Source organism: Rhodococcus sp. BE178, assembly GCF_050433545.1.
Taxonomy (GTDB): Bacteria; Actinomycetota; Actinomycetes; order Mycobacteriales; family Mycobacteriaceae; genus Prescottella.
This window is the reverse complement of record NZ_JBNPXA010000017.1, coordinates 60513-83758: the sequence shown is the minus strand read 5'-3', so window position 1 is coordinate 83758 and position 23246 is coordinate 60513. Positions and strand designations below refer to the sequence as shown.

Below are 23246 nucleotides of genomic sequence, written 5' to 3'. Positions count from 1 at the left end.
CGGCGAACTAACATCGGAATTCGGCCGTCGACTTCCCACGCGACACACCGGCCTGTCGCACCCAGACAGTCGCAACCCGACAGTCGCAACCAACCAATCTGGAGATGCCGTGCCCGCAACTTCCTCCCCCACCCGTTCCCTCGGACCCGACGTCGCACTCGCCGGTTCCCTCGGCAAGCGCGTCGATGTACTCGTGATCGGTCTCACCACCGGATCCGACGGCCCCGAGGCGCTCCTGGGCAGCGGGGTGGACGAGGACGTGCTGGCGGCGCTGCTCGACGACCTGCAGGCCGTCGGCGCCACCGGCAAGGCCGAGGAACTCACCCGCGTCCCGGCTCCCGCCGGACTGTCGGTGTCGAGCGTCCTGGCCGTCGGCCTCGGCGCCGCCGACAAGATCGACGCCGAGCAGGTCCGCAAGTCCGCCGGCGTCGCCGCCCGTTCCCTGTCCGGGGTTGCCACCGCCGCGACGACGCTGTCCTCGGTCGACCTCGGCGCGGCCGCCGAGGGCTTCTTCCTGGGCGCATACACGTTCGCCGAGTTCAAGTCGAGCAAGTCGGCGCCGGGGCCGGATGCCCAGCCGGTCGGCCGCGTCGAACTGCTCGTCGAGTCGCCGCGCGCGAAGGAGCCCAAGGCTGTCCTCGCCCGGTCGGTCGCGATCGCGAAGGCCGTCGCGACGGCCCGCGAGTTCGTCAACACTCCGCCCAGCCACCTGTTCCCGGCCGAGTTCGCCGACCGCGCCAAGGCACTCGGCACCGGCGCCGGGCTGACGGTCAAGGTCCTCGACGAGAAGGCGCTCGCCAAGGCCGGCTTCGGCGGCATCGTCGGCGTCGGCAAGGGTTCGTCCCGTCAGCCCCGCCTGGTGCAGATGACGTATTCGGGCAGCAAGCGCCGCGGGGTCAAGAAGGTCGCGCTCGTCGGCAAGGGCATCACCTTCGACACCGGCGGCATCTCCATCAAGCCGGCCGCCGGCATGGAGAACATGACCTCCGACATGGGCGGCGCCGCTGCCGTCATCGCGACCGTCGTGCTCGCCGCCGAGCTGAGGCTGCCCGTCGACGTCACCGCATGGGTGCCGATGGCCGAGAACATGCCGTCGGCCACCGCGCAGCGCCCCGGCGACGTCCTGACGCAGTACGGCGGCACCACAGTCGAGGTGATCAACACCGATGCCGAGGGTCGCCTGGTCCTGGCCGACGCCATCGCCCGCGCCTGCGAGGACGCGCCCGACTACCTGATCGACACCGCGACGCTGACCGGCGCACAGATGGTGGCGCTGGGCAACCGCACGCCCGGCGTGATGGGCACCGACGAGTTCCGCGACCGCGTCGCGGCGATCTCGCAGGAGATCGGCGAGAACGCGTGGCCGATGCCGATGCCCGCCGAGCTGCGCGGCGACCTCAACTCCCGGGTCGCGGACCTGGCGAACGTCACCCCGCACCGCTGGGGCGGCATGCTCGCGGCCGGCCTGTTCCTGAAGGAGTTCGTCGCCGACGGCGTGCAGTGGGCGCACATCGACGTCGCCGGTCCGGCGTTCAACACCGGAGGCCCGTTCGGCTACACCGGCAAGGGCGGCACCGGGGTCCCGGTCCGCACGATGATCTCGGTGCTCGAGGACATCGCCGCCAACGGATAGTTTCCCCACTTGCTCGTTGCACGTCCGACGGGCCCGTCCAGACCTGGGCGGGCCCGTCGGGCGTGCGCCGCGTTCACAGCTCGGGGTCGCCCCGCAGCAGCTCGCGTTCGCGCTCCCGCTTGCGCTCGATCCGGCGCCGCGCGTCGAAGTCGCGCATCCGCTGCGGGTAGCCCGTCTTGCGGACGTCGTACACCGGGATGTGCAGGTCCTCGCCGAGCCTCCGGGCGCCACGTTCACCGCCGACCTTGCGGCGGGTCCATTCGCCGTCCGCCGCGACGAGCACCACCGTCACCTCCGTCACCGTGGTCTGGGGTTCGACGTACGCCTCGACCCCGTGGTGCGAGTGCGCCCAGTCCGCGAGGTGCCGTGCGTCGGACTCCGCGTCGGACGTCGGACGCGACGACCGCCCGCGCGTGAATCGGCCGAACAACCCCACGTGAACTCTCCTCCCTGCCCGCCACGGACCGGTCCGCGACGATCTGTCCGATTTTGCCAGCAGACGCGCTCGACGACGAGGAATTTCACATGACCCGCCCCTCGGAGGACACGGTCTGGGCATCAATGAAAGGATGGGCGCAGCGCGCCGCACGACGGGTCCGAAGCGCAGCACACCACCGGAGTGAGGCGCCTCGGAAACGTCGTACACCGCCGCAGGAACCGTGCATCTCGAGCACAATGGTTTTCGACCACAAGTCGACAAAACTCAACAACCCGAACACAACCGTCGAGGAGTCAAAAGAAATGGCCTTCTCCGTCCAGATGCCAGCCCTTGGTGAATCCGTCACCGAGGGAACTGTCACGCGGTGGCTCAAGCAGGAAGGAGACACGGTCGAAGTAGACGAGCCTTTGCTCGAAGTCTCCACCGACAAGGTCGACACCGAGATCCCGTCCCCCGTCGCCGGCGTTCTGACCAAGATCGTCGCTCAGGAGGATGACACCGTCGAGATCGGTGGCGAGTTGGCCGTGATCGGTGACGCCGGTGAGGCTCCCGCGCCCGCCGCCGAGGCCGCTCCCGCTCCCGCCGCAGCCGAACCGGCCGCTGCTCCCGCGCCCGCCGCCGCGGCCGCTCCCGCACCTGCCGCAGCCCCCGCCGCTGCGCCTGCTGCCGGTGCCGCGTCCGGCACGGCCGTCACCATGCCGGAACTGGGCGAGTCCGTCACCGAGGGCACCGTCACCCGTTGGCTCAAGGCTGTCGGTGACGAGGTCGCCGTGGACGAGCCCCTGCTCGAGGTCTCCACCGACAAGGTCGACACGGAGATCCCGTCGCCCGTCGCCGGCATCCTCCTCGAGATCAGTGCGCAGGAAGACGACACCGTCGACGTGGGCGGTCAGCTCGCGGTCATCGGTTCGGGTGCGCCTGCCGCCGCAGCACCGGCCGCTCCGGCTCCGGCTCCCGCGCCGGCAGCTCCCGCTCCGGCCCCCGCCGCAGCACCGGCTCCGGCCCCCGCCGCTCCGGCAGCACCTGCTGCTCCCGCAGCACCGGCCGCTCCCGCTGCTCCCGCTGCCGCTCCGGCCGCCGCTGCGCCCTCGGGTGACGCGCCGTACGTGACGCCGCTGGTTCGCAAGCTCGCCGCCGACAACAACGTCGACCTGGCGAAGGTCACCGGCACCGGTGTCGGCGGACGCATCCGCAAGCAGGACGTCCTCGCCGCCGCCGACGCCGCGAAGGCCCCTGCCGCGGCACCCGCTCCCGCCGCCGCAGCCGCTGCCGCCCCGGCCCCCGCCGCCACCGCCGGCGTGCGTCCGGAGCTCGCTCACCTGCGTGGCACCACGCAGAAGGTCAACCGGATCCGTCAGATCACGGCCGTCAAGACTCGCGAGTCGCTGCAGACTACGGCGCAGCTCACGCAGACCTTCGAGGTCGACGTCACCCGGATCGCCGCGCTGCGCGCCCAGGCCAAGGCCGACTTCGCCGAGCGCGAGGGCGTCAACCTGACGTTCCTGCCGTTCTTCGCGAAGGCCGTCGTCGAGGCGCTCAAGGTTCACCCGAACGTGAACGCGAGCTACAACGAGGGCGCCAAGGAGATCACCTACCACGCGGCCGAGCACCTCGGCATCGCCGTGGACACCGAGCAGGGTCTGCTCTCCCCGGTGATCCACAACGCCGGTGACCTGTCGCTGGCCGGTCTGGCCCGCGCGATCGCGGACATCGCCAAGCGTGCCCGCAGCGGTGGCCTCAAGCCGGACGAGCTCTCCGGTGGCACCTTCACCATCACCAACATCGGCAGCCAGGGCGCCCTGTTCGACACCCCGATCCTGGTTCCGCCGCAGGCGGCGATGCTGGGCACCGGCGCGATCGTCAAGCGTCCGGTCGTGGTCCAGGACGAGAACGGCAACGAGTCCATCGGCGTCCGCTCGATGTGCTACCTGCCGCTCACCTACGATCACCGTCTGGTCGACGGTGCGGATGCGGGTCGCTTCCTGACCACCATCAAGCAGCGTCTCGAAGAGGCGTCGTTCGAGGCCGATCTGGGCCTGTAAGGTCCACCGGATCTCGATCACGACACCAGTCGTCGCCAGGGGCACCATTTCCGCGAGGAGTGGTGCCCCTCGGCGTTTCGGTCACCGCCTGTGACCGGCCGTCACCGCTCGAGGAGAAATGCCATGCGAATCGTCGTCGCCGGCTCGTCCGGAATGATCGGGCAGGCCCTGGTCGCGTCACTGCGGACCGGCGGCCACGACGTGACGAGGCTGGTGCGCCGTCGCCCCTCGAGGGCCGACGAGTTCGAGTGGGACCCGCAACACGGCGTCGTCGATGCCGAGGTCCTGCGAGGCGCCGACGCGGTCGTGAACCTGTGCGGGGCGGGCATCGGCGACAAACGCTGGTCGGGCGCCTACAAGCAGGCCATCCGGGACAGCCGGCTCACCGCGACGGACGTCCTGGCCCGTGCCGTCGCCGACGCGGCGGTGCCCGTTCTCGTCAACGGCAGTGCGATCGGCTACTACGGCGATACCGGCGACCGGGTCGTCGACGAGAGCGCGCCGTCGGGCAGCGGATTCCTGGCGGCGGTGTGCCGGGACTGGGAGGCCGCGACGGCGCCCGCCCGCGCGGCCGGAGTGCGGACCGTGTCGCTGCGCACCGCGACGGTGCTCGCGCCCACCGGCGGCATGCTCGGGAAGCTGCGTCCGCTGTATTCGCTCGGTCTGGGCGGCCGACTCGGCAGCGGCCGTCAATACATGTCGTGGATCTCTCTCGCCGACGAGATCGCGGCCATCGAGTTCGTGATCGCCCGCGACGACCTCCACGGTCCCGTGAACCTGTGCGCGCCGGAACCGGTGACCAACAAGCGCTTCAATTCGGCTCTGGGCGGGGCCCTGCACCGTCCCGCACCGTGGGTGGTGCCGGGGTTCGCCGTCTCCGCGCTGATCGGCGAGTTCGCACAGGAGGCGGTGCTGTCCGGGCAGCGCGCAATTCCGACGGCCCTCGACGGCGCCGGATTCACGTTCCGGCACAGCACGATCGACGAGGCACTCGCCTACGCCTGCGCCCGCTGAGCACGGACCGAGCGGCACCGTGCGCCCGTACCCGGACCGCCGGGTCGGCGCCGGCGGATGCCAGGCGTAACGTCTGGGTCCATGAGCAGTGCCACCGCATCGGCCCGATTCAGCACACAGCCGATGGCCGTCGAACATCTCGGACGCATCGACTACATGACGGCGTGGGATCGCCAGCGCGATCTCGCCACGACCCGCGCCGACGACGTCGGTCCCGACACCCTGTTGCTGCTCGAGCATCCGGCCGTCTACACCGCCGGCCGTCGCACCGCCCCCGAGGACCGTCCCGTCGACGGGACGCCCGTGATCGACGTCGACCGTGGCGGCAAGATCACGTGGCACGGCCCCGGCCAGTTGGTGGGATACCCGATCGTCAAACTCGCCGAGCCGGTCGATGTCGTCAGCTATGTGCGACGGATCGAGCAGGCCCTCATCACCGTGTGTACCGATCTGGGGATCACGTGCGGACGCGTCGAGGGGCGGTCCGGCGTGTGGCTGCCGGCCTCCCTGGTCGACGGCAACTGGCTGCCCGAGCGCAAGGTCGCCGCGATCGGCGTCCGGGTGCAGCGCGGGGTGACGATGCACGGCTTCGCACTGAACTGCAATTCCGTCCTGGACGGCTTCGACAACATCGTGCCGTGCGGCATCAAGGACGCCGGTGTCACGACGCTGACGCGCGAGTTGGGTCGCGACGTGACGATCGACGACGTCACCCCGGCGGTCACGGTGGCGGTCATGGCGGCGCTCGCCGGCGAGCTTCCGGTGACGGTTCACGACATCGAGCGTGTGACCTTCGACACTGCACTTCAGACGCCCGAGTTCACCACGGTCAGGTTCGGCTGAGCACCCCCGCCCAGCCCCGGACGACGGATCGGTCAGGCGTACCATCGTGCACGTGACTGTCGCCCCAGAAGGACGGAAGCTTCTCCGCATCGAGATCCGAAACGCGGAAACGCCGATCGAACGCAAGCCCAACTGGATCCGAACCCGCGCCAAGATGGGTCCGGAGTACACCGAGCTCAAGGGCTTGGTGAAAAACGAAGGCCTGCACACGGTCTGCGAGGAAGCCGGCTGCCCCAACATCTACGAGTGCTGGGAGGACCGGGAGGCAACGTTCCTCATCGGTGGCGAACAGTGCACGCGCCGTTGCGATTTCTGCCAGATCGATACCGGTAAGCCCACCGCGCTCGACCGTGACGAGCCGCGTCGTGTCGCCGAGAGCGTCCGCTCGATGGGCTTGCGCTACTCCACGATCACCGGCGTCGCCCGCGACGATCTGCCCGACGGTGGTGCGTGGTTGTACGCGGAGACGGTCCGCCAGATCCACGCCCTCAACCCGGGCACCGGCGTCGAGAATCTCGTCCCCGACTTCAACGGCAAGCCGGACCTGCTGGCCGAGGTGTTCGAGTCCCGTCCGGAGGTGCTCGCGCACAACCTGGAGACGGTGCCGCGGATCTTCAAGCGGATCCGGCCGGCGTTCCGGTACGAGCGCTCGCTGGGTGTCCTCACCGCGGCCCGCGACTTCGGACTGGTCACCAAGTCCAACCTGATCCTCGGCATGGGCGAGACCCCGGAGGAAGTGCATCAGGCGATGGTCGACCTGCACGAGGCCGGCTGCGACATCCTCACCATCACTCAGTACCTGCGGCCGTCGCCGCGGCACCACCCCGTGGAGCGGTGGGTCAAGCCGGAGGAGTTCGTCGAGCACTCCAAGGCAGCCGAGGAGATCGGCTTCGCCGGCGTCATGGCCGGGCCGCTGGTCCGCTCGTCATACCGCGCCGGTCGCCTGTACGCGCAGGCGATGGCACATCACGGCCGCGCTCTCCCCGAGGGGCAGGCCCATCTCGCCGAGGCCGGTAGCGCCTCGCAGGAGGCCAGCTCGGTCCTCGAGCGCCTCGCCACCCGCGCCTGACGTGCTCGGTCCCCTCACCGCGCGCGTAGTCGGGCGCGGTGAGGGTCGTATCCTGTGAGGTATGGCGAACGGCAGTAAGTCCGGAAAAGCGGGCAAACCAAGCAAGGAAGCGAAGGCTGCGGCGAAGGCGGCCCGCAAGCAGGCGTCCAAGGAACGCCGGACTCAGCTCTGGCAGGCGTTCCAGATGCAGCGCAAGGAAGACAAGCTGCTGCTGCCGCTGCTGATCGGCACGCTGGTGCTCAGCGCCGTCGTGTTCTTCCTGATCGGCCTCATCTTCGGGATCGAGTGGTTCCTGCTGCCGATCGGCATCCTCATCGGCGTCCTGCTCGGCTTCATCATCTTCGGCAAGCGTGTCCAGAAGACCGTCTACGGCAAGGCCGAGGGTCAGGCCGGCGCGGCCGCGTGGGCACTCGAGAACATGCAGGGTTCGTGGCGCGTGACGAATGCGGTCACCGGCACCACCCAGCTCGACGCGGTGCACCGTGTGATCGGCCGACCCGGCGTGATCCTGGTCGCCGAGGGTTCGCCGCAGCGCGTCAAGGGTCTGCTCGCGCAGGAGAAGAAGAAGACCGCGCGACTGGTCGGCGACACCCCGATCTACGACTTCATCGTCGGCAACGAGGAGGGCCAGGTCCCGCTGTCGCAGCTGGCCAAGCACCTGGGCAAGCTGCCGCGCAACATCGACACCAAGCGGATGGACACCATCGAGTCCCGCCTGGCTGCCCTCGGTAGCCGCAGCGGCTCCGCGCTCCCCAAGGGCCCGCTGCCGCCCGGCGCGAAGATGAAGGGCATGCAGCGCACGATCCGTCGTCGCTGACGCACGCTCCCCCATGTGACCGAATGTCACATCGGTTCAGTCGGACTGAACCGATGTGACATTCGGCGTTTCACGGGTGGGGCGACTCGCTCAGCGGGTGCGGACGAGCGCGGTGCCGGTGGCGCGGTCGTGCATGCCGCGTCCGTCGACGTCGGTGATGACGGCGGGCGCGATGAACACGATGAGCGCCTGCCGGGCCAGGGCCCGCAGGAAACCGACGCGCACCGGGCCGTCGACGCGGGCCACCTGCAGGCCCATCATGTACTGGCCCGGGGTGAACGAGAACAGCGAGACGCACACGAGGCCGACGGCGAACCACAGCATCAGCGTGTAGGTGCCGACGAGGGAGTTCTCGAGGGGCGCCTCGCCGATCAGCAGCATCACGACGCCGGCCGAGGTGAACCAGTCGATCGCCAGCGCGGCGATGCGGCGGCCGGTCGAGGTCAGGGCGCCCGGTCCGTCGGCCGGCAGGCCCAGCAGTTCGCCGCGGTAGGCCTGCGCCTGCGTCTGATCCTTGGGCAGAGCCGCGGAAGGTCCGGAGAGCCAGGAGCCGGTCATACGTGACATGCCGTCCAGGATAGGCGTCGACGTGCGCATACCGGCGGGCCGTCGCCCCATCGGTGCCGCTCGTCACACCCGTGACCGGTGTATCTGGTCACATTCACCGCGCGTACGTCGAGCGAACTCCGACGTGTAACACCCGCGAAACATAGGCTTGATTAACGGGCAACACCGGCTCTCTACCGTCTTGCCTCGACGAAACCGCCGAAACCCAACCGGCAGGTAACCGACTGAAGGAGCACCAACGTGGCTTTCACCACAGCCGAAGAGGTCATCAAGTACATCGCCGACCAAGAAGTCGAGTACGTGGACATCCGATTCAGCGACCTGCCCGGCGTTCAGCAGCACTTCTCCATCCCCGCGTCCGCGTTCAACCAGGACGTGTTCGAGGACGGCCTCGCGTTCGACGGCTCCTCGGTCCGCGGCTTCCAGTCGATCCACGAGTCCGACATGATGCTGCTCCCCGACGTGTCGACCGCGCGGATCGATCCGTTCCGCAAGGCACGCACGCTGAACATGGACTTCTTCGTCCACGATCCGTTCACCCGCGAGGCCTACAGCCGCGACCCGCGCAACGTCGCCCGCAAGGCCGAGGAGTACCTGGTCAGCACCGGCATCGCCGACACCGCCTTCTTCGGCGCCGAGGCCGAGTTCTACATCTTCGACTCGGTCCGCTACGACTCGGCCATGAACGGCGCATTCTACGAGGTGGACTCGATCTCGGGTGCATGGAACACCGGCGCCGAGGTCAACGCCGACGGCAGCCCCAACCTCGGCTACAAGGTCCGCGCCAAGGGTGGCTACTTCCCCGTCGCCCCGTACGACCACTACGTCGACCTGCGTGACGCGATCTCGACCAACCTGACCAACGCCGGCTTCGAGCTCGAGCGCGGTCACCACGAGGTGGGCACCGGTGGTCAGCAGGAGATCAACTACAAGTTCAACACGCTGCTCGCGGCGGCCGACGACCTGCAGCTGTTCAAGTACATCGTGAAGAACACCTGCTGGCAGTACGGCAAGTCGGCCACCTTCATGCCGAAGCCGCTGTTCGGCGACAACGGCTCGGGCATGCACGTGCACCAGTCGCTGTGGAAGGACGGCAAGCCGCTGTTCCACGACGAGGCCGGTTACGCGGGCCTGTCGGACCTGGCTCGCTGGTACATCGGCGGCATCCTGCACCACGCGCCGTCGCTGCTCGCGTTCACGAACCCGACGATCAACTCCTACCACCGCCTGGTGCCGGGCTACGAGGCCCCCATCAACCTGGTGTACAGCCAGCGCAACCGTTCCGCGGCCGTGCGTATCCCGATCACGGGCAACAACCCGAAGGCCAAGCGCCTCGAGTTCCGCGCACCGGACTCGTCGGGCAACCCGTACCTGAACTTCGCGGCGCAGATGATGGCCGGCCTGGACGGCATCAAGAACAAGATCGAGCCGATGGCTCCGGTCGACAAGGATCTCTACGAGCTCCCGCCGGAGGAGGCCCGCAACATCCCGCAGGCCCCCACCAGCCTGAACGCGGTCATCGATCGCCTCGAGCAGGATCACGACTACCTGACCGAGGGTGGCGTCTTCACCACCGACCTGATCGAGACCTGGATCTCGCTCAAGCGCGAGCAGGAGATCGCCCCGGTCAACCTGCGTCCGCACCCGTACGAGTTCTCGCTGTACTACGACTGCTGAGTCAGATAGTGCGCTGACCTGCTGCACTACGTGACGCCACCCGCGTCCGTCCCCCAGCAGTTCCCGAGTCGACCCGCTCCGCGATCACAGATCCGATCGCCGAGCGGGTCGACTCGTCTGTATCCGGCCACGGATGCGGCAGCGAACTCCGGTACGTTCCCGAGCGGCCTAGCCTGATTGAAGTGCCACATGCACGACTGGCGCCGCGAGCCGAGGTGCATGCCAAAAGGGCTCGACGCACCAGAGACAGGTTCGATCACACTTTCCACGCGGACGGAGACCGACCGATGGATGCCGACAACGTTGTTCTCGTTCCCGGCGCCGGCGGCGTGGGCCGCGTCATCGTCGACCGACTGCGCGCGCTCGATGTACCGGTTCGTGTGATGGTCCGCCGCGTCGATGATCGCGCCGACGAGTTGCGCGCGATGGGTGTGGAGGTTGTCGTCGGCGATCTGACCAGGCCCGAGACCGTTGCGACCGCGCTCGAGGGCGATGTCTACGAACTGACGGGTCCACGCACTCTCGACATGGTCGGCGTGGCCGAGGAGTTCTCACGGGCGCTCGGGCGCTCGGTGCGCTATGTGGACGTACCGCCGGACCGGTGGCTGGCCGATGTGCTCCCGAAGGCGGGACTGCCACGACACACCGAGCAACACATCGCAACCATGGCCCGGCTGCACCGGGAGAATCGCTACGACCGCGCGACCGACGACGCCTGGCGCCTGACCGGCGTGCCGGCACAGACTGTCGAGGCGTTCGTGGCCGCACGCCGGGACTTCTATCTGCTCGGCCCGGATGGGACGAGCCCGTCACTCCGATCGGAGTGACGGGCTCGTAGCTCGTTCGTCAGAGCACGAGGCTCTGATCAGTAGCGGCTCGCGCCGGAGAAGGGCATGGAGTCGACGGGCGAGACCTTGACGACGTCACCCTCGGTGGGCGCGTGGACGACCTTGCCGTTGCCGATGTAGATGCCGACGTGATCCGAGCCGTAGAAGCCGATGACGTCACCGGGCTGCAGGTTCGACTTGGAGACGGGGGTGCCGCCCGAGACCTGGTCGTAGCTGGTACGCGGGACGGACTTGCCGGCCTGCTTGTAGGACCACTGGACGAGGCCGGAGCAGTCGAACGAGTTCGGGCCGGTCGCGCCCCACACGTAGGGTGAGCCGATCTTGGACTGGGCTGCGTTCGCGGCGGCCTGGCCGGTGGAGCCGGCGACCGGGGTGACCTCGACCGAGCTGCTGCCCCAGCTGGGCGCCGTGAACGGCTGCGCCATGGCGGGAGCGGCGGGGATCATGATCGCGCCGGCGGCGACGGCGCCGAGCAGCAGGCCGCGGGTGGTACGGGTCAAGCGGGTGTTCTTCAGGGCCATTCGAGGGTCCTCCGAGTCTTGCTGTGGTCCGACACTTGGTCTGGCATCGGTGTTCGGGCACAACCCAGAGTTCCGTCGTTACCGGATCGATACACCGGTAGATCTACCCGCATGGGTACCTGTTTCGTCCCCCGGCTACCTACGCGCCTCAGAAAACCCACTCTGACCAGCGCATATACCTCGGACTACGTGTGTTGCCGGTCACTCTCGGAGCCGTGACGGCGCTGTGACAGGGATCATCACAGCGCCGTTACGTAGTCGCCGGGCGCGAATCGGTCGGTCAGGAGGCGGATCCACCGAGCGCCGGCAGGCACCGGTAGGTCGCCATGACGGCCTTGTGGTCGGTGGGCCACGGCAGCGGGGAGTCGACGAATCGGTCCTGCGTGCTCTCGATCACCCGCTCGTTGCGGACGATCGACTCCCGCGGTCCGACGATGCCGGCCGACGTCAGGCGCAGGCGGGAGTTCCGGCTGGCGAAGATGTAGTCGATGCGGTCTCGCTCGTCGGCCTCGGGCGCCCACGTGAGTTCGGAGACGGGGACGTCGGGATTTCCGGCCGGCCAGGTGAACCCGGGGTGGGTCACCGGGTTCGGGTACATCCGCCGGTAGGAATCGGCATATCCGGCCTGCTCGAGCAGCCGGGTCGATTCCCACGGCAACACGACGCCGTTGTGGTCGAACAGGTCCCTGGCCTCCGCCGTCCAGTCCAGGTTCGACGGCTCGTTGAAGTCGCCGCCGATGATGACCGACCTTCCCTTCTCCCGTTCCAGCGCCGCATCCTCCAGGAACGCGGAAATCACGGCAGGACGGCCCGAGTCGATGTTGACTCGCTGGACCACGTCCGGGTCGGTGACAGGACCCGGCATCTTGCCCCAGCCGAACTGCGAGAACTCGCCCGGGCTGGGGATCCCGCCGCCGTACCCGCGCGGAAGGTACGTCGCGTACCACCGGTACTCGAGGTGCGCCGAGTACACGGCGAGCTCTGGTCCGCCCGGCACCGACACGACCGCCTTGACCATGTAGTCCAGCGCGCCCGTCTCCTCGACCGGGAACCGGGACAGGATGCCGGTGTCCGACGACGTGGCGGTGTGGAACCGGGACCCTCGCCGGCCGAGGATGTCGGCGAGCGCAGTTGTCGCGTCGCCCGATTCGGAGAGCAACACGATCGATGCCCGGGTGGACTCGATGATGTCGGCGACCCGCTCGAGACCGTTCGGGATCTTGCTCCCGCTGTGCCAGAGATTGATGGACAGGACGCGCACTTCCTGGAACGGGAACGCTCCGGCGGACGCGGCCGTGCCGATCGCCCCCGCACCGAGGGCCGCCGTTCCTGCAGCCACCGTGAACGCCTTCATTGCCTGACGCCGTGTCAGCGAAGTCATCACACCACTCTCCTCATCGTCTGCCGCTATGGCGCAGCGATGAGACCAAACGGAACTGAACGGTCCGCGAACCGGACATTACCGGCACGCGGGCGGAGGATGACCAGCCGAAAGGTAGTGGTCTACGGCGACATACGACGTCAGCCCGGTAGCTTGGCCGCCAGGATGTCGACCTTGCTGATGTGGGGGTGCCCGACGAAGAGTTCGTCGGCCCGCGCCATGAGCGCCGCGGCGACCTTGCCCGCGAGATGGGCCTGGCGGCCGGCGTCGTCGGGGAAGGCGTCGAAGATGCCGAAGGTGGCGGGCCCGAACTGGAGGGCGAACCACGCGACGGTGTCGGGTTCCTCCTGCACGAGCGCCAGGGCACTCTCGAGGAACTGTGCCGCCTCGTTTTCCTTGCCGCGTTTCGCCTCGACGCGGACCAGCAGTGCGGCGGTGACCATCGGATACCTCCAGCGGTCGTACGGAACGAACCACTCCTCACTGTTCTCGCATGCTCCGACCGCGTCAACGACGACGGGAGGCCACGCGCCGCGCGGCCTCCCGTACGTGTGGATCGATCAGTCGATCTCGGCGAACCGCGGAATCAGGTGCTCGGCCACCTGCTTCGCCTCGTCGATCAGCGGCCAGCCCGCAAGGATCAGGCCGGTCAGCCCGGTGCGCTCACGCAAGGTCCGGACGTGGCCGGTGACCTCGTCCGGCGCGCCCACGTAGTACACAGCGGACGACCCGGTCGCGAAGATGTCCAGCGGTGACCACGCGGTGATACCCGCGTACAGGCCGTCGCCGAGGTACAGGTCATCGGGTTCGGGGATCTTGCCGGCGACGATGGTGTCGACCCAGCCCTGCCGCTGGGCGTCCCGCGCGGTGAAAGTGCGCAGGTCCTGTTCGCCGCCCGTGCGCCTGCGCACCGCCTTGTCCAGGATGTCGCTGATCTGGTCGATGCCGGCCTTCTCGAACAGCGATCGGAAGCGCTCGATCGCCTCGTCTCGGCTCGGGCGGACGATGACACCGGACAGCGCGCCGAAGTCGGTGAACTCGCGACCGGCCGCGGCCGACGCCCTGCGGGCACCGTCGAACTTGTCCTCGATGAACGATGTCTCGCGCAGCATCGCGAGGTACGCATCGAGCACCTTGCCCGAGTTCTCCAGTCCCGCAGGCGAATCACCGGTGCCCCACAGCGGCACCTCGCGGTCGGCGAGCGGGTCGATGCGCAGCGGCGTGTTCGGGAAGTTCGACTCGGTGCCCTCCCGGTAGTACCGACGGAAGTCCGCCCAGTACTGCTCCCCCAACTCGTAACGCCGGTCGTGTTCGACGTTCATGTCGTACTTGGTGAGGATGTTGTCGCGACCGTTGACCGAGTTGATCATCAACCGACCGCCGCTGAACGCGTCGAAGGTGAGCGCCTTCTCGGCGAGCAGCCGGGCCGGGATCATGTTCGCGTACACCGCGACGAGGAACTTCATCCGCGAGGTGTGCGAGGCCGCCCACGTCGCCGACACGAACGGGTCGTTCGGCCACGTCGCGACGAGTGCGCCGTCGAAACCACCGTCGTCGATGGTCTTCGCGAGTTCGATCTGACGCTGCCCGTCGACCGGGAACAGCCCGCCCGGCGTCCACGGATAGTCACCGTCTGCCTGCGTGAGGTACCAGAAAGTCTTGACGCTCATCGGTTTCCAGCCTCCACGGCGATTGCGGTCGGGTCGATCGTCTCGATGCGGGCGCGCCCGGCGAGGGTTGCGGCATCGACGGTGTACAGGGCGTCGAGGTACGCGACGGCGAACGAGCCGGGACCCGACGACGTCTCCTGCGCGATCTCGGACGCGACCGCGACGTGGGCATGCGCGGCAGCGAGCCCGATCAGCGGTGTCGGTGCAACCGCCAGGTAGGCCGCCACGAGTCCGCCGAGCGAGCACCCGGTGGAGGTCACCCGCGGCAGCATGTCGCTGCCACCACCGATGCGGACACCGACCACGTTGCCGTCGACGTCACGTCCGACGAGGTGGTCCACCGGACCGGACGCCGAGACCGCGTCGGCATGGGCGAGCAGCGCGACGGCGGCGGGAACTGCGGCAGCCGGGTCGTCGGAGCTGTCGACACCCCGGGTGTCGCCACCGAGGCCGGCCAGCGCGATGATCTCGGACGCGTTGCCGCGGATGGCGGTCGGCCGATGCTTCAGCAGGTCGACGGCCAGTCCACTGCGCCACGGCAGCCCGCCGACGCCGACCGGGTCCAGCACCCAGGGCGTGCCGGCATCGTGCGCGGCCTCCGCGGCGAGCGTGAACGCCGCGGCGGTGCCGTCGTCGGGAGTGCCGAGATTGACCAGCACGCCACCGGCGATGCGCGCGAAACCGGCGGCCTCGTGCGCATTGTCGATGTGGGCGTTGCTGGCGCCGGCCGCGAGCACGACGTTGGTGAGGAAGTTCGCGGACACGATGTTGGTGAGCGAGTGGACGAGGGGCACCTGGGCGCGCAACGCGTCCAGGGCATCGGCGAGGTGGCCGCCGGTGACAGCTTCGGTCATGAAAAGTCCTTGGGGAGGGCGTGATTCGGGCGAACGCGGATCAGGACCTACGACATCGGGTCACTGATCACCGCCGGGAAGGGTCACGAGTGGCAGCGCCGGATCCGCAGTCCACTCCTCGAGAGAGCCGTCGTAGATCTTGATGTCGTCGTACCCGGCCAGCACCAGGCCGAGCGCCGACAGGCACGCGGAGATACCGCCGCCGCAGTACACGACCACCGGGTCGACGGCGCCGGCCAGCGCGCCGGCGGCGAGGGCACGCACCTCTCCCACGTCACGCATCCGGCCGGTCTCGTCGAGCAGGCTCTTCGCCGACAGGTTCCGGCTTCCGGGGATGTGGCCGCGACGCGAGTAGCGGGTCTTCTCGGCGCCGGAGAACTGACCCGGGGCGAGCGCGCAGACCAGGGCGCCGGGCGCCGTGCCGTCGCTGATCGCGGCCACGTCGTCTCGGTCCACCCACCGCGGCAGGTACTCGACGTCCGAGGCGGCGTCGACCGGCAGAAGCGCCGGGACCTCGTCGCCGGACTCGACGGGCAGGCCCGACGCACGCCACCGGGCGAGTCCGCCGTCGAGGACGCGGGCGTGGATGCCGACGCTGCGCAGCAGCCACCAGAACCGCGATGCCCACGTCATCGACCCCTGGTCGTAGACGACGACGTCGGAGTCCCACGAGATGCCCAGCTGCGCAAGCTCTTCCGCAAGCTGCCTCACCGGCGGCCGGCTGAAGTGCAACTCCTTGGCGGTGTCGGAGAAACTGGTGAGCAGGTCGATGTGCCGCGACCCCGGCACGTGGGCGTCACGCCACAGTCCGGCACCGGACTCCGGACGGTAGTCACCGTCGAATCTGGCCGGCGCGAGTTGGAGCGTCACGTCGAGAACGACGGGCCGGACCGCACCCCCGAGCTCGGAGACGAGTTCCTCCGTCTGAACCAGGGGCCACTCAGCGCTACGCAACTTCCACATCCTTCGACGACGACGTACACGAACGTAAATGACGACTTGCGTATACGCAAGTATTCAGACGTCGTCGGTGGCATAATCATCGGGTCCGGAAAGAGACACGACAGATGGGGCATCGATGACGCACGGGGACGAACTGACGGATCTTGGCCCGCTCACACCCGGCGACGCCTCCGGCCGCTCCGATCAGACGTCCAAGCAGTACCTACGCCTGCGCGCAGACATCCTCGACGGCAAGTTTCCGCAGGGCGCGGCACTGCACGAGACGCAACTCGTCGAGTCCTACGGCGCCTCCCGCACCCCCATCCGGGAGGCGCTCAACTGGCTCGCCCACGACGGGCTGCTCGAACGCGCCGCGCGCGGGTTCCGGGTCCGCTCCGGAACGCCCGAGGATGTGATCGAGATCTACGCCGCACGGGTCGCACTCGAGTCCGAGGCGGCCGGCGCCGCCGCCCTGCGACACACGGACCTCGACATGGCGAGACTGGAACGACTGCACGATTCCTGCTGCCACGCCGCCGACGACGTGCAGGTACGGAGCGGAAACTTCCGGTTCCACGAGGCACTGTGGCAGGCAGCCCACAACACGACAATCACGTCGCTGCTGATCCGCCTCACGACCCAGTTGCGGATCTACGACAGCGGCCCGCCGTCGAACTACGGCGAGCCCGACCTCCTCAACACCGAGCACAACCTCATCCTCGAGGCGATCCGAGCCCGCGACGAGCGGGCGGCCCGCGAACACATGCGGACGCACCTCGAGCGCAGCCGCGAGCAGCGGATCCGCCTGTTCGCGAACGGCTGAGAACCGCAGCGTCAGCCTGCTGACGCCGAAAACGCCGCGGAGCTGCATACGGCGGGAGTCTCCCGCCGCATGCAGCTCCGACGCTTCAGAAGGGGTGGTGCTGGGTCAGGACTGCGGCGACCGCTCGGCGGCGTCGCGTGCGGCGATGTAGCCGAACACGAGACCCTGCCCGATCGTTGCCCCCGCCCCGGGGTAGGTGTGGCCGAACGCATTGGCCGCGGTGTTGCCGATGGCATACAGGCCCTCGACCGGGCTGCCGTCCTCGCGCACGACGCGCGCCCGCTCGTCGGCCTGGACACCGCCGCACGTGCCGAGATCGCTGAGCGTCATCTTCACCGCGTAGAGCGATCCGCCCGTCAGCGGCCGCAGGTTGGGGTTCGGCTGCTGGGTCGGGTCGCCGTAGTAGCGGTCGTAGGCGCTCTGGCCCCGCCGGAACTCGCTGTCGGTTCCGGTTGCCGCGTCCTCGTTGAACTTTCGGAACGTCTCCGCGAACGCCTGCTCGGGAAGGCCGACCTTGCGGGCCAGTTCGGCCGCATCGGACGCCTGGTGGGCGATGCCGGCCTTGTACCACGACTCCGGAAGCGGCTGACGCGGGAACAGTCCGGCCGCGAAAATGTAGCTGTTGCGGTACTTCTGGTCGAACACGATCCACATCGACTCCACCGGGTCACCGGCGCGCTCGCGCTCGAGAACCTTCTGCCCGTAGGACATGTAGTCGATGGACTCGTTGATGAACCGGCGACCGGTCTGATCGACGATGAACGACCCGGGCAGCGAACGCTCGGCGAGCATCACGGTCGGCGGGCGACCGGGCAGGGCCGCCACGGCGGGGAACCACCACGCCTGATCCATCAGACCGGTGGTGGCACCGACCTCCTGCGCGAGCCGGATCGCGTCACCGGTATTGCCTTCCGCACCGAGGCTCTCGTGATCACCGAGCTGCTCGGACTGGTACTTGTGCCGCATCGCCATGTCGTGGTCGAACCCGCCGGCCGCGAGCACCACGCCCCGGCGCGCGGTGACGGTGACCTCGCGGCCGCCCTGCGCGACGACGGCGCCCGTGACCCGATCGCCCTCCGTGACCAGACGCACCAGCTCGGTCTCGGTCCAGACGGGAACGCCCGCGCGCACCACGCCTGCGAACAGACCCGCAGCCAACGCCTGTCCACCGGCCATGTACTCGCGGCGCAGCGCGAGGCCACCGACTCCCTGGGCGAGACGCTTGACGACACGCGGGATGCCCTTGGTGGGCACCCGCGCCATGAGGTTCATCCACTTGTAGTCGGCGCCGGTGGTGGGCATCGGCATAGGCGCTTCCATCAGGCCCGGGCGCAGACGCGGCCGCTCCGCCCCGAGGACCGAGGCGTCGAACGGGCGGCACTCACAGGTGCGACCGATCGCCGATCCGCCCGGCAGCTCGGGGTGGTAATCCGAGTAGCCCTCGGCCCAGAAGAACTTCATCGGCGTCGTGCGCTGCAGCAATTCGACCGTGGCAGAAGAATTCTCGACGAAGGCGGTGCCGCGTTCGGCGGGCGCTGTGCCGCCGACGACGGAACGCACGTAGGTTTCCGCCCGCTCGCGAGAATCTCCGGCGCCCGCTTCACGCAGGATCGGGTTGTCGGGCAGCCAGAAGGCACCGCCCGAGCGGGCCGTCGATCCGCCCACGTACTTCGTCTTCTCGACGATGAGCGTGGACAGCCCCAACTCGTTCGCGGTCAGGGCGGCGGCCATGCCGGTGCCGGCCCCGACGACGAGTAGGTCGACGGTGATGTCGCGTGCGGGGGTAGGGGTCGGTGCGGGACGGGTGGTCATAGTGCTCCTTCGCCTAGTTCTGGTGTGGAGGCTAGGAAGGTCCGCCGCGCACCGAAACCTGCAATCCCATCCGCTGGGATGTCGCGGCGGTCCGGGTTCCGGCGGGGACCCTCCCACGCAGCGGGACAGCTCCTGACATGTGATCTTCCCCACTCCAGAATGGGTGGGCGGAGTGTCGGCCACAGGCTCGGTCGGCCCCCCGGCCGTGGTCCACATCCGTTGCCCCGTCGCGTCGGTTCGCCGACCGCCACTCGACCGAAGGAACACCACCGTGCGATTCACCTACGCAGAGGCCATGACCGACCCCGCCTTCTACGTGCCGCTGGCGCAGGCCGCCGAACGCGTCGGCTTCGACTCCATGACAGTTGCGGACAGCATCTGCTACCCGGAAGATTCGGATTCGGTCTACCCGTATACGCCCGACGGGAACCGCGAGTTCCTCGAGAACAAGCCGTTCGTGGAGGCGATGATCCTCGCCATGGCCCTGGGCGCGGCGACGAACACGCTGCGGTTCACGACCTTCGTGCTCAAGCTCCCCATCCGCCCACCGGTGCTCGTCGCCAAGCAGGCCGCCTCGGTGGCATACATGACGAACAACCGGCTGCGGCTGGGCGTCGGGGTGAGCCCGTGGCCCGAGGACTTCCAGGTGATGGGGGTGCCGTGGGAGCGACGCGGCAAGCGCACGGACGAGGCGATCGACATCGTGCGGGGACTCACCGGCGGCGGCTACTTCGAGTACCACGGTGACATCTACGACGTGCCGTCGATCAAGCTCAATCCGGTTCCCACCCAACCCGTCCCGATCCTGATCGGAGGGCACAGCGACGCAGCGCTGCGCCGGGCCGTGGTGCGCGGCGACGGATGGACGCACGCCGGCGGCGACCCCGACGAACTCGATCGGATGCTGGGGAAGCTGCAGAAGATCCGCGCCGCCGAGGGCAAGGCGGAGACGCCGTTCGAAATCCACGTCGCCTCGGCGGACGCGTTCACCGTGGACGGAGTCCGACGACTCGAGGACAAGGGCGTCACCGACGTAATCGTGGGCTTCCGCAACTCCTACGAGGTCGCGCCCGACGCCGAGCCGCTGGATCGTAAGATCGCGAACCTGGAGCACTACGCGGAATCGGTGATCGCCAGGATGTCCTGACCACGGCGGGCATCGCGGGCCGTGGAGGCCGGCTCGCGATGCCCGTGCACGGCCACTACCGAACCCCGGCCACCCGACTAGGTAACCGGTCCACCGCCCGCAACGTCGGTGTCAACCAGGTCGCGATCTCGATGGCGTCGAAAGGCATGCTGGGCACGATGTTCCCGCAGTTCCTCGACACCCCGGTGGTCGCGGGCAACGACTTCGTCCCGAACGTCGAGCACATCCTGAGCCTGAACCCGGACGTCGTGATCCAGTGGGGCGACAAGGGTGACGACATCGTCGCGCCGCTGCGCAACGCCTGGTGAGCCCGCAGATCCTCGGCGTCTCCTCCGGTGCGTCGTTCGGTGGCGTGTTGGCGCTCGTGCTCGGCATCGGCTCGACGTTCCTCGTCGGCGGCGCGTTCCTGTTCGGCCTCGTGGCCCTCGGCATGGTGCTGCTGATCGGGCGCAGCCGGTCCGGCGGCGCGATCCTGATGATCGTCCTCGGCGGCGTGGTGACGAGCGCGTTCTTCTCGGCGCTGGTCTCGTTCATCACGTACATCGCCGACCCGTATTCGACGCTGCCGTCGATCGTGTTCTGGCTCATGGGGTCTCTCGCGACCGCCGACATGGCGAAGGTCGCGGTCGCGGCCGTGCCGATCCTGCTGGGCGCCGCGCTGATCCTGGCGCTGCGGTGGCGGATCAACATCCTCTCCCTCGGCGACGACGACGCCGCCTCGCTCAGGGTGAACCCGGGACGGCTGCGCGCGGTGCTGCTGATGATGGTCGCACTCATGACGGCCGGCGCCGTCGCGGTGTCCGGCGTGATCGGCTGGGTGGGCCTGGTGGTTCCGCACCTCGCCCGACTGTGGGTGGGCCCCGATCACCGGATCTCGATGCCGACGACGTTCGTTCTCGGCGCCGCCTATCTGACGATCATCGACACGCTCTCGCGCACCGTCAGTTCCGGGGAGATCCCGCTCGGCATCCTGACCGCGATCATCGGTGCGCCGGTGTTCGTTCTGCTGCTTCGGAATTCGCGTAGACAGGCCTTCATCGATGCTTGAGGTTCATGGCGGCCTCGAAATGCGGGGCGGCGGTTTCCACTATCCCCGCCGCGACTGGGTGTCCGCCACGCGAACCTGCGGGTCGAGGGCGGCATCACCTCCATCCTGGGCCCCAACGGCCAAGGCAAGACGACGCTGCTGCGCGCCGTCGCCGGGCTGACGCCGCTGCGCGAAGGGCACGTCGAGCGCGACAATGCGATCGGGTACGTCCCGCAGGCGAGCCTGTCGAGCTTCGCTTACTCGGTGTTCGACATGGTCATGATGGGCCGGGCGAAGAATCTCTCGGCGTTCTCGGTCCCCGGCAAGGCCGACATCGCGCGCACCCGTGAGGTGCTCGAGTGCGTCGGGATCACCGACCTCGCGCAGCGCAGCTTCGCCGAACTGTCCGGTGGCCAGCGGCAGCTCGTGCTGATTGCCCGGGCGCTGGCGTCGGACGCCACGTTCATGATCCTCGACGAGCCTGTCTCGGCGCTGGACCTGCGCAATCAGGCCCGGGTGCTGGAACTGCTGCGCGACCTCGCGGCCGACGGCATGGGAATCCTCCTCACGACGCACCATCCGGACCATGCCCTTCACCTGGGCGGCAATGCCATCGTGATGCGAGCACCCGAGGACATCCGGCTGGGCCCGGTCACCGAACTGGTCACCGACGGCATGCTCACCGAGCTGTACGGCATCGAGGTGGTCAGTGCCACCGTCGACGACCGCGGCGCCCCGCGCACCGTTCTCTACACCCGCTACGACAATTTCACGGCCGGGGAACCGGCCACACTTGGAAAGTACCTCGATGACACTCGATTCGGCTGCGCCGCAGTCCCTTTCACCCGTCCTGCATCTGGTGATGGGTTCGAACACCGGCATGTCGGGCGGCACCACCGCCGCCCGGCTGGTCCGGCCGGTCGACCTCTACGACCTCGACACCTTGGACCTCGCCGGCGTGCACGGTCTCCTGATCAACGGCAACTGCGACCAGATATTCCTCGAGCGGCGCCGCGGCGTGCTCACCGACTTCGTCACCGCCGGTGGCCGCATCGCGATCATGGGCCACCCGCTCACCGACTTCCTGCCCGGCCTCGGCCAGTGGCGCAAGCTGCAGTACTCGGGCCCCAAGGATCTGGCGATCACCGCCGGCGACCCGCACCCCGTGTGGGACGGCGTCGATCCCGCCGACGTCAGCTTCCGGCGGGGCGTCTCCGGCTTCTACGGCCGCGGCTACAGCCAGAAGCTGCCCCACGGCGCCGTGGTCACCAACCGCATCGGCCGGCACGCGCTGCCCGTCGACTACGTCTACCCACTCGGGACGGGCCAGGTGCTGGTCCACGGCGGCATCGATCTCGCTGTCTACCAGGAGGATCCGAACACCTCCGCGCGCATCTTCCCGCAGCTGCTGACGTGGCTCGGCCAGCAGGAGGCACAGGCATGACCACCATCGAACCGTTCGCCCGCACCGACCGCGCACCCCGCTCGCGCCGCCGGCTCGCACTCGTGCACGGCGGATCCCACTTCCACCTGCAGACGCTGAAGGATCCGGCGGTGATCGCGCACCAGCCCGAGTTCCTGTATCTCGCGGGTCTGACCGACGGCGACCTCGACGCGTTCGACACCGTCATCCTTGCCGACCGTCTGCACCCCGAACTGCTTCGCAGGCACACCGCGCAGATCCTCGCGGTCGCGCAGCGTGGCGGCACGCTCGTGGTGCTGGGCGAGAACGCCGCGCACACGTGGTTGCCGGGGGTTTCGTGGACGGCGCGGCCCACCAACTTCTGGTGGTGGCTCGAGGGCGAGGATCCGTTGATCCGCACCCGTAGCCCCGAACACGAGGCGTGGGAATACCTTTCGACAAATCGGCGATCTGGCACCACCACGGCCTGCTGCACACCGACGCGGACGTCGTGCCGCTGCTGGTGTCGGAGGAGCCCGACGAGAACGGCGACCTCCACGACGCCGGGATGATGCTGTTCGAGGACACCGTCACCACGCCGGGCCGGATCATCGCGACCACACTCGACCCGACGTACCACCACGGCAACAACTTCATGCCGGGGTCCACGCGCTTCCTCTACGCGCTGCTGCGCTGGCTGGACAACACCGGGTCCTGG

At 68.6% G+C, this 23246-nt stretch carries 21 protein-coding genes and 3 pseudogenes; 15 read left to right on the top strand and 9 right to left on the bottom strand.

Going from position 1 to position 23246, the window contains the following annotated elements; genetic code table 11:
- The first annotated feature begins 109 nt into the window (after window positions 1-109).
- Complete coding sequence (locus tag J2X34_RS24230; RefSeq protein ID WP_114719241.1) at window positions 110-1633, top strand: leucyl aminopeptidase; 1524 nt, start codon at window positions 110-112, stop codon at window positions 1631-1633.
- 73 nt (window positions 1634-1706) lie between these two features.
- Here the strand turns inward: J2X34_RS24230 and J2X34_RS24225 are convergent, their stop codons facing one another.
- Window positions 1707-2069, bottom strand: a complete 363-nt coding sequence (locus J2X34_RS24225; RefSeq protein ID WP_114719240.1) for an oxidoreductase — start codon at window positions 2067-2069, stop codon at window positions 1707-1709.
- A gap of 305 nt (window positions 2070-2374) precedes the next feature.
- Here J2X34_RS24225 and sucB point away from each other — a divergent pair, with 305 nt between their 5' ends.
- The 5 genes from sucB to J2X34_RS24200 all read left to right on the top strand — a co-directional run bounded on the left by sucB (window position 2375) and on the right by J2X34_RS24200 (window position 7857).
- Window positions 2375-4114 (top strand): 2-oxoglutarate dehydrogenase, E2 component, dihydrolipoamide succinyltransferase, encoded by a 1740-nt coding sequence (sucB, locus tag J2X34_RS24220; RefSeq protein ID WP_429519964.1) that lies wholly within the window; start codon window positions 2375-2377, stop codon window positions 4112-4114.
- A 123-nt stretch (window positions 4115-4237) separates the two neighbouring features.
- Window positions 4238-5128, top strand: a complete 891-nt coding sequence (locus J2X34_RS24215; protein ID WP_429519963.1) for a TIGR01777 family oxidoreductase — start codon at window positions 4238-4240, stop codon at window positions 5126-5128.
- Window positions 5129-5209: 81 nt separating this feature from the next.
- On the top strand, window positions 5210-5971 hold the full coding sequence (lipB, locus tag J2X34_RS24210) for a lipoyl(octanoyl) transferase LipB (RefSeq protein ID WP_114719237.1): 762 nt from the start codon (window positions 5210-5212) through the stop codon (window positions 5969-5971).
- A 52-nt stretch (window positions 5972-6023) separates the two neighbouring features.
- Window positions 6024-7040: a lipoyl synthase gene (gene lipA, locus J2X34_RS24205; RefSeq protein WP_114719415.1), complete on the top strand. Its 1017-nt coding sequence runs from the start codon at window positions 6024-6026 to the stop codon at window positions 7038-7040.
- A gap of 61 nt (window positions 7041-7101) precedes the next feature.
- Window positions 7102-7857 carry a DUF4191 domain-containing protein gene (locus J2X34_RS24200; protein WP_114719236.1) on the top strand — a complete coding sequence of 252 codons (756 nt, stop codon included), beginning with the start codon at window positions 7102-7104 and terminating at the stop codon, window positions 7855-7857.
- Between the two features lie 90 nt (window positions 7858-7947).
- On the opposite strand, the gene J2X34_RS24195 is transcribed toward J2X34_RS24200, so the two are convergent.
- Complete coding sequence (locus J2X34_RS24195) at window positions 7948-8424, bottom strand: RDD family protein (protein ID WP_114719413.1); 477 nt, start codon at window positions 8422-8424, stop codon at window positions 7948-7950.
- Window positions 8425-8664: 240 nt separating this feature from the next.
- Here J2X34_RS24195 and glnA point away from each other — a divergent pair, with 240 nt between their 5' ends.
- On the top strand, window positions 8665-10101 hold the full coding sequence (glnA, locus tag J2X34_RS24190; protein WP_114719235.1) for a type I glutamate--ammonia ligase: 1437 nt from the start codon (window positions 8665-8667) through the stop codon (window positions 10099-10101).
- Between the two features lie 287 nt (window positions 10102-10388).
- A complete protein-coding gene (locus J2X34_RS24185; RefSeq protein ID WP_114719234.1) occupies window positions 10389-10928 on the top strand; it encodes an NAD(P)H-binding protein in 540 nt (179 codons plus the stop codon).
- Window positions 10929-10966: 38 nt separating this feature from the next.
- Here the strand turns inward: J2X34_RS24185 and J2X34_RS24180 are convergent, their stop codons facing one another.
- The 6 genes from J2X34_RS24180 to J2X34_RS24155 form a co-directional block, all read right to left on the bottom strand.
- Window positions 10967-11470, bottom strand: a complete 504-nt coding sequence (locus J2X34_RS24180; protein ID WP_114719233.1) for a C40 family peptidase — start codon at window positions 11468-11470, stop codon at window positions 10967-10969.
- A gap of 280 nt (window positions 11471-11750) precedes the next feature.
- Window positions 11751-12851 (bottom strand): endonuclease/exonuclease/phosphatase family protein, encoded by a 1101-nt coding sequence (locus tag J2X34_RS24175; RefSeq protein WP_114719232.1) that lies wholly within the window; start codon window positions 12849-12851, stop codon window positions 11751-11753.
- 140 nt (window positions 12852-12991) lie between these two features.
- Entirely contained in the window at window positions 12992-13294 is a 303-nt protein-coding gene (locus tag J2X34_RS24170; protein ID WP_114719231.1) for a putative quinol monooxygenase, read from the bottom strand.
- Between the two features lie 117 nt (window positions 13295-13411).
- Window positions 13412-14521, bottom strand: a complete 1110-nt coding sequence (locus tag J2X34_RS24165) for an LLM class flavin-dependent oxidoreductase (RefSeq protein ID WP_429519962.1) — start codon at window positions 14519-14521, stop codon at window positions 13412-13414.
- Window positions 14518-15375 (bottom strand): hydroxyethylthiazole kinase, encoded by an 858-nt coding sequence (gene thiM, locus J2X34_RS24160; protein WP_114719229.1) that lies wholly within the window; start codon window positions 15373-15375, stop codon window positions 14518-14520. The genes J2X34_RS24165 and thiM overlap by 4 nt, the downstream gene beginning before the upstream one ends.
- Before the next feature lie 60 nt (window positions 15376-15435).
- The gene (locus J2X34_RS24155) at window positions 15436-16338 is read right to left on the bottom strand and encodes a sulfurtransferase (RefSeq protein ID WP_429519961.1); all 903 of its coding nucleotides are present in this window, start codon (window positions 16336-16338) and stop codon (window positions 15436-15438) included.
- A gap of 115 nt (window positions 16339-16453) precedes the next feature.
- Here J2X34_RS24155 and J2X34_RS24150 point away from each other — a divergent pair, with 115 nt between their 5' ends.
- Window positions 16454-17140, top strand: coding sequence for a GntR family transcriptional regulator (locus J2X34_RS24150; RefSeq protein ID WP_114719227.1), 687 nt, complete (start codon window positions 16454-16456; stop codon window positions 17138-17140).
- A 105-nt stretch (window positions 17141-17245) separates the two neighbouring features.
- On the opposite strand, the gene J2X34_RS24145 is transcribed toward J2X34_RS24150, so the two are convergent.
- Window positions 17246-18952, bottom strand: a complete 1707-nt coding sequence (locus J2X34_RS24145; protein ID WP_429519960.1) for a 3-ketosteroid-delta-1-dehydrogenase — start codon at window positions 18950-18952, stop codon at window positions 17246-17248.
- Window positions 18953-19223: 271 nt separating this feature from the next.
- Here J2X34_RS24145 and J2X34_RS24140 point away from each other — a divergent pair, with 271 nt between their 5' ends.
- The 6 genes and pseudogenes from J2X34_RS24140 to J2X34_RS24115 form a co-directional block, all read left to right on the top strand.
- Window positions 19224-20099, top strand: coding sequence for a TIGR03619 family F420-dependent LLM class oxidoreductase (locus tag J2X34_RS24140; RefSeq protein ID WP_114719225.1), 876 nt, complete (start codon window positions 19224-19226; stop codon window positions 20097-20099).
- 38 nt (window positions 20100-20137) lie between these two features.
- On the top strand, window positions 20138-20407 hold the full coding sequence (locus J2X34_RS24135) for a hypothetical protein (protein WP_258557647.1): 270 nt from the start codon (window positions 20138-20140) through the stop codon (window positions 20405-20407).
- Window positions 20401-21147, top strand: a pseudogene (locus J2X34_RS24130) (FecCD family ABC transporter permease); the annotation flags it as partial. The gene J2X34_RS24135 and the pseudogene J2X34_RS24130, both read left to right, overlap by 7 nt.
- A 54-nt stretch (window positions 21148-21201) precedes the next feature.
- Window positions 21202-21648 (top strand): annotated as a pseudogene (locus J2X34_RS24125) (ABC transporter ATP-binding protein); the annotation flags it as partial.
- Window positions 21649-21988: 340 nt separating this feature from the next.
- Window positions 21989-22570 carry a hypothetical protein gene (locus J2X34_RS24120; RefSeq protein WP_258557646.1) on the top strand — a complete coding sequence of 194 codons (582 nt, stop codon included), beginning with the start codon at window positions 21989-21991 and terminating at the stop codon, window positions 22568-22570.
- Window positions 22567-23243, top strand: a pseudogene (locus J2X34_RS24115) (hypothetical protein); the annotation flags it as partial. The gene J2X34_RS24120 and the pseudogene J2X34_RS24115, both read left to right, overlap by 4 nt.
- Window positions 23244-23246 lie beyond the last annotated feature (3 nt).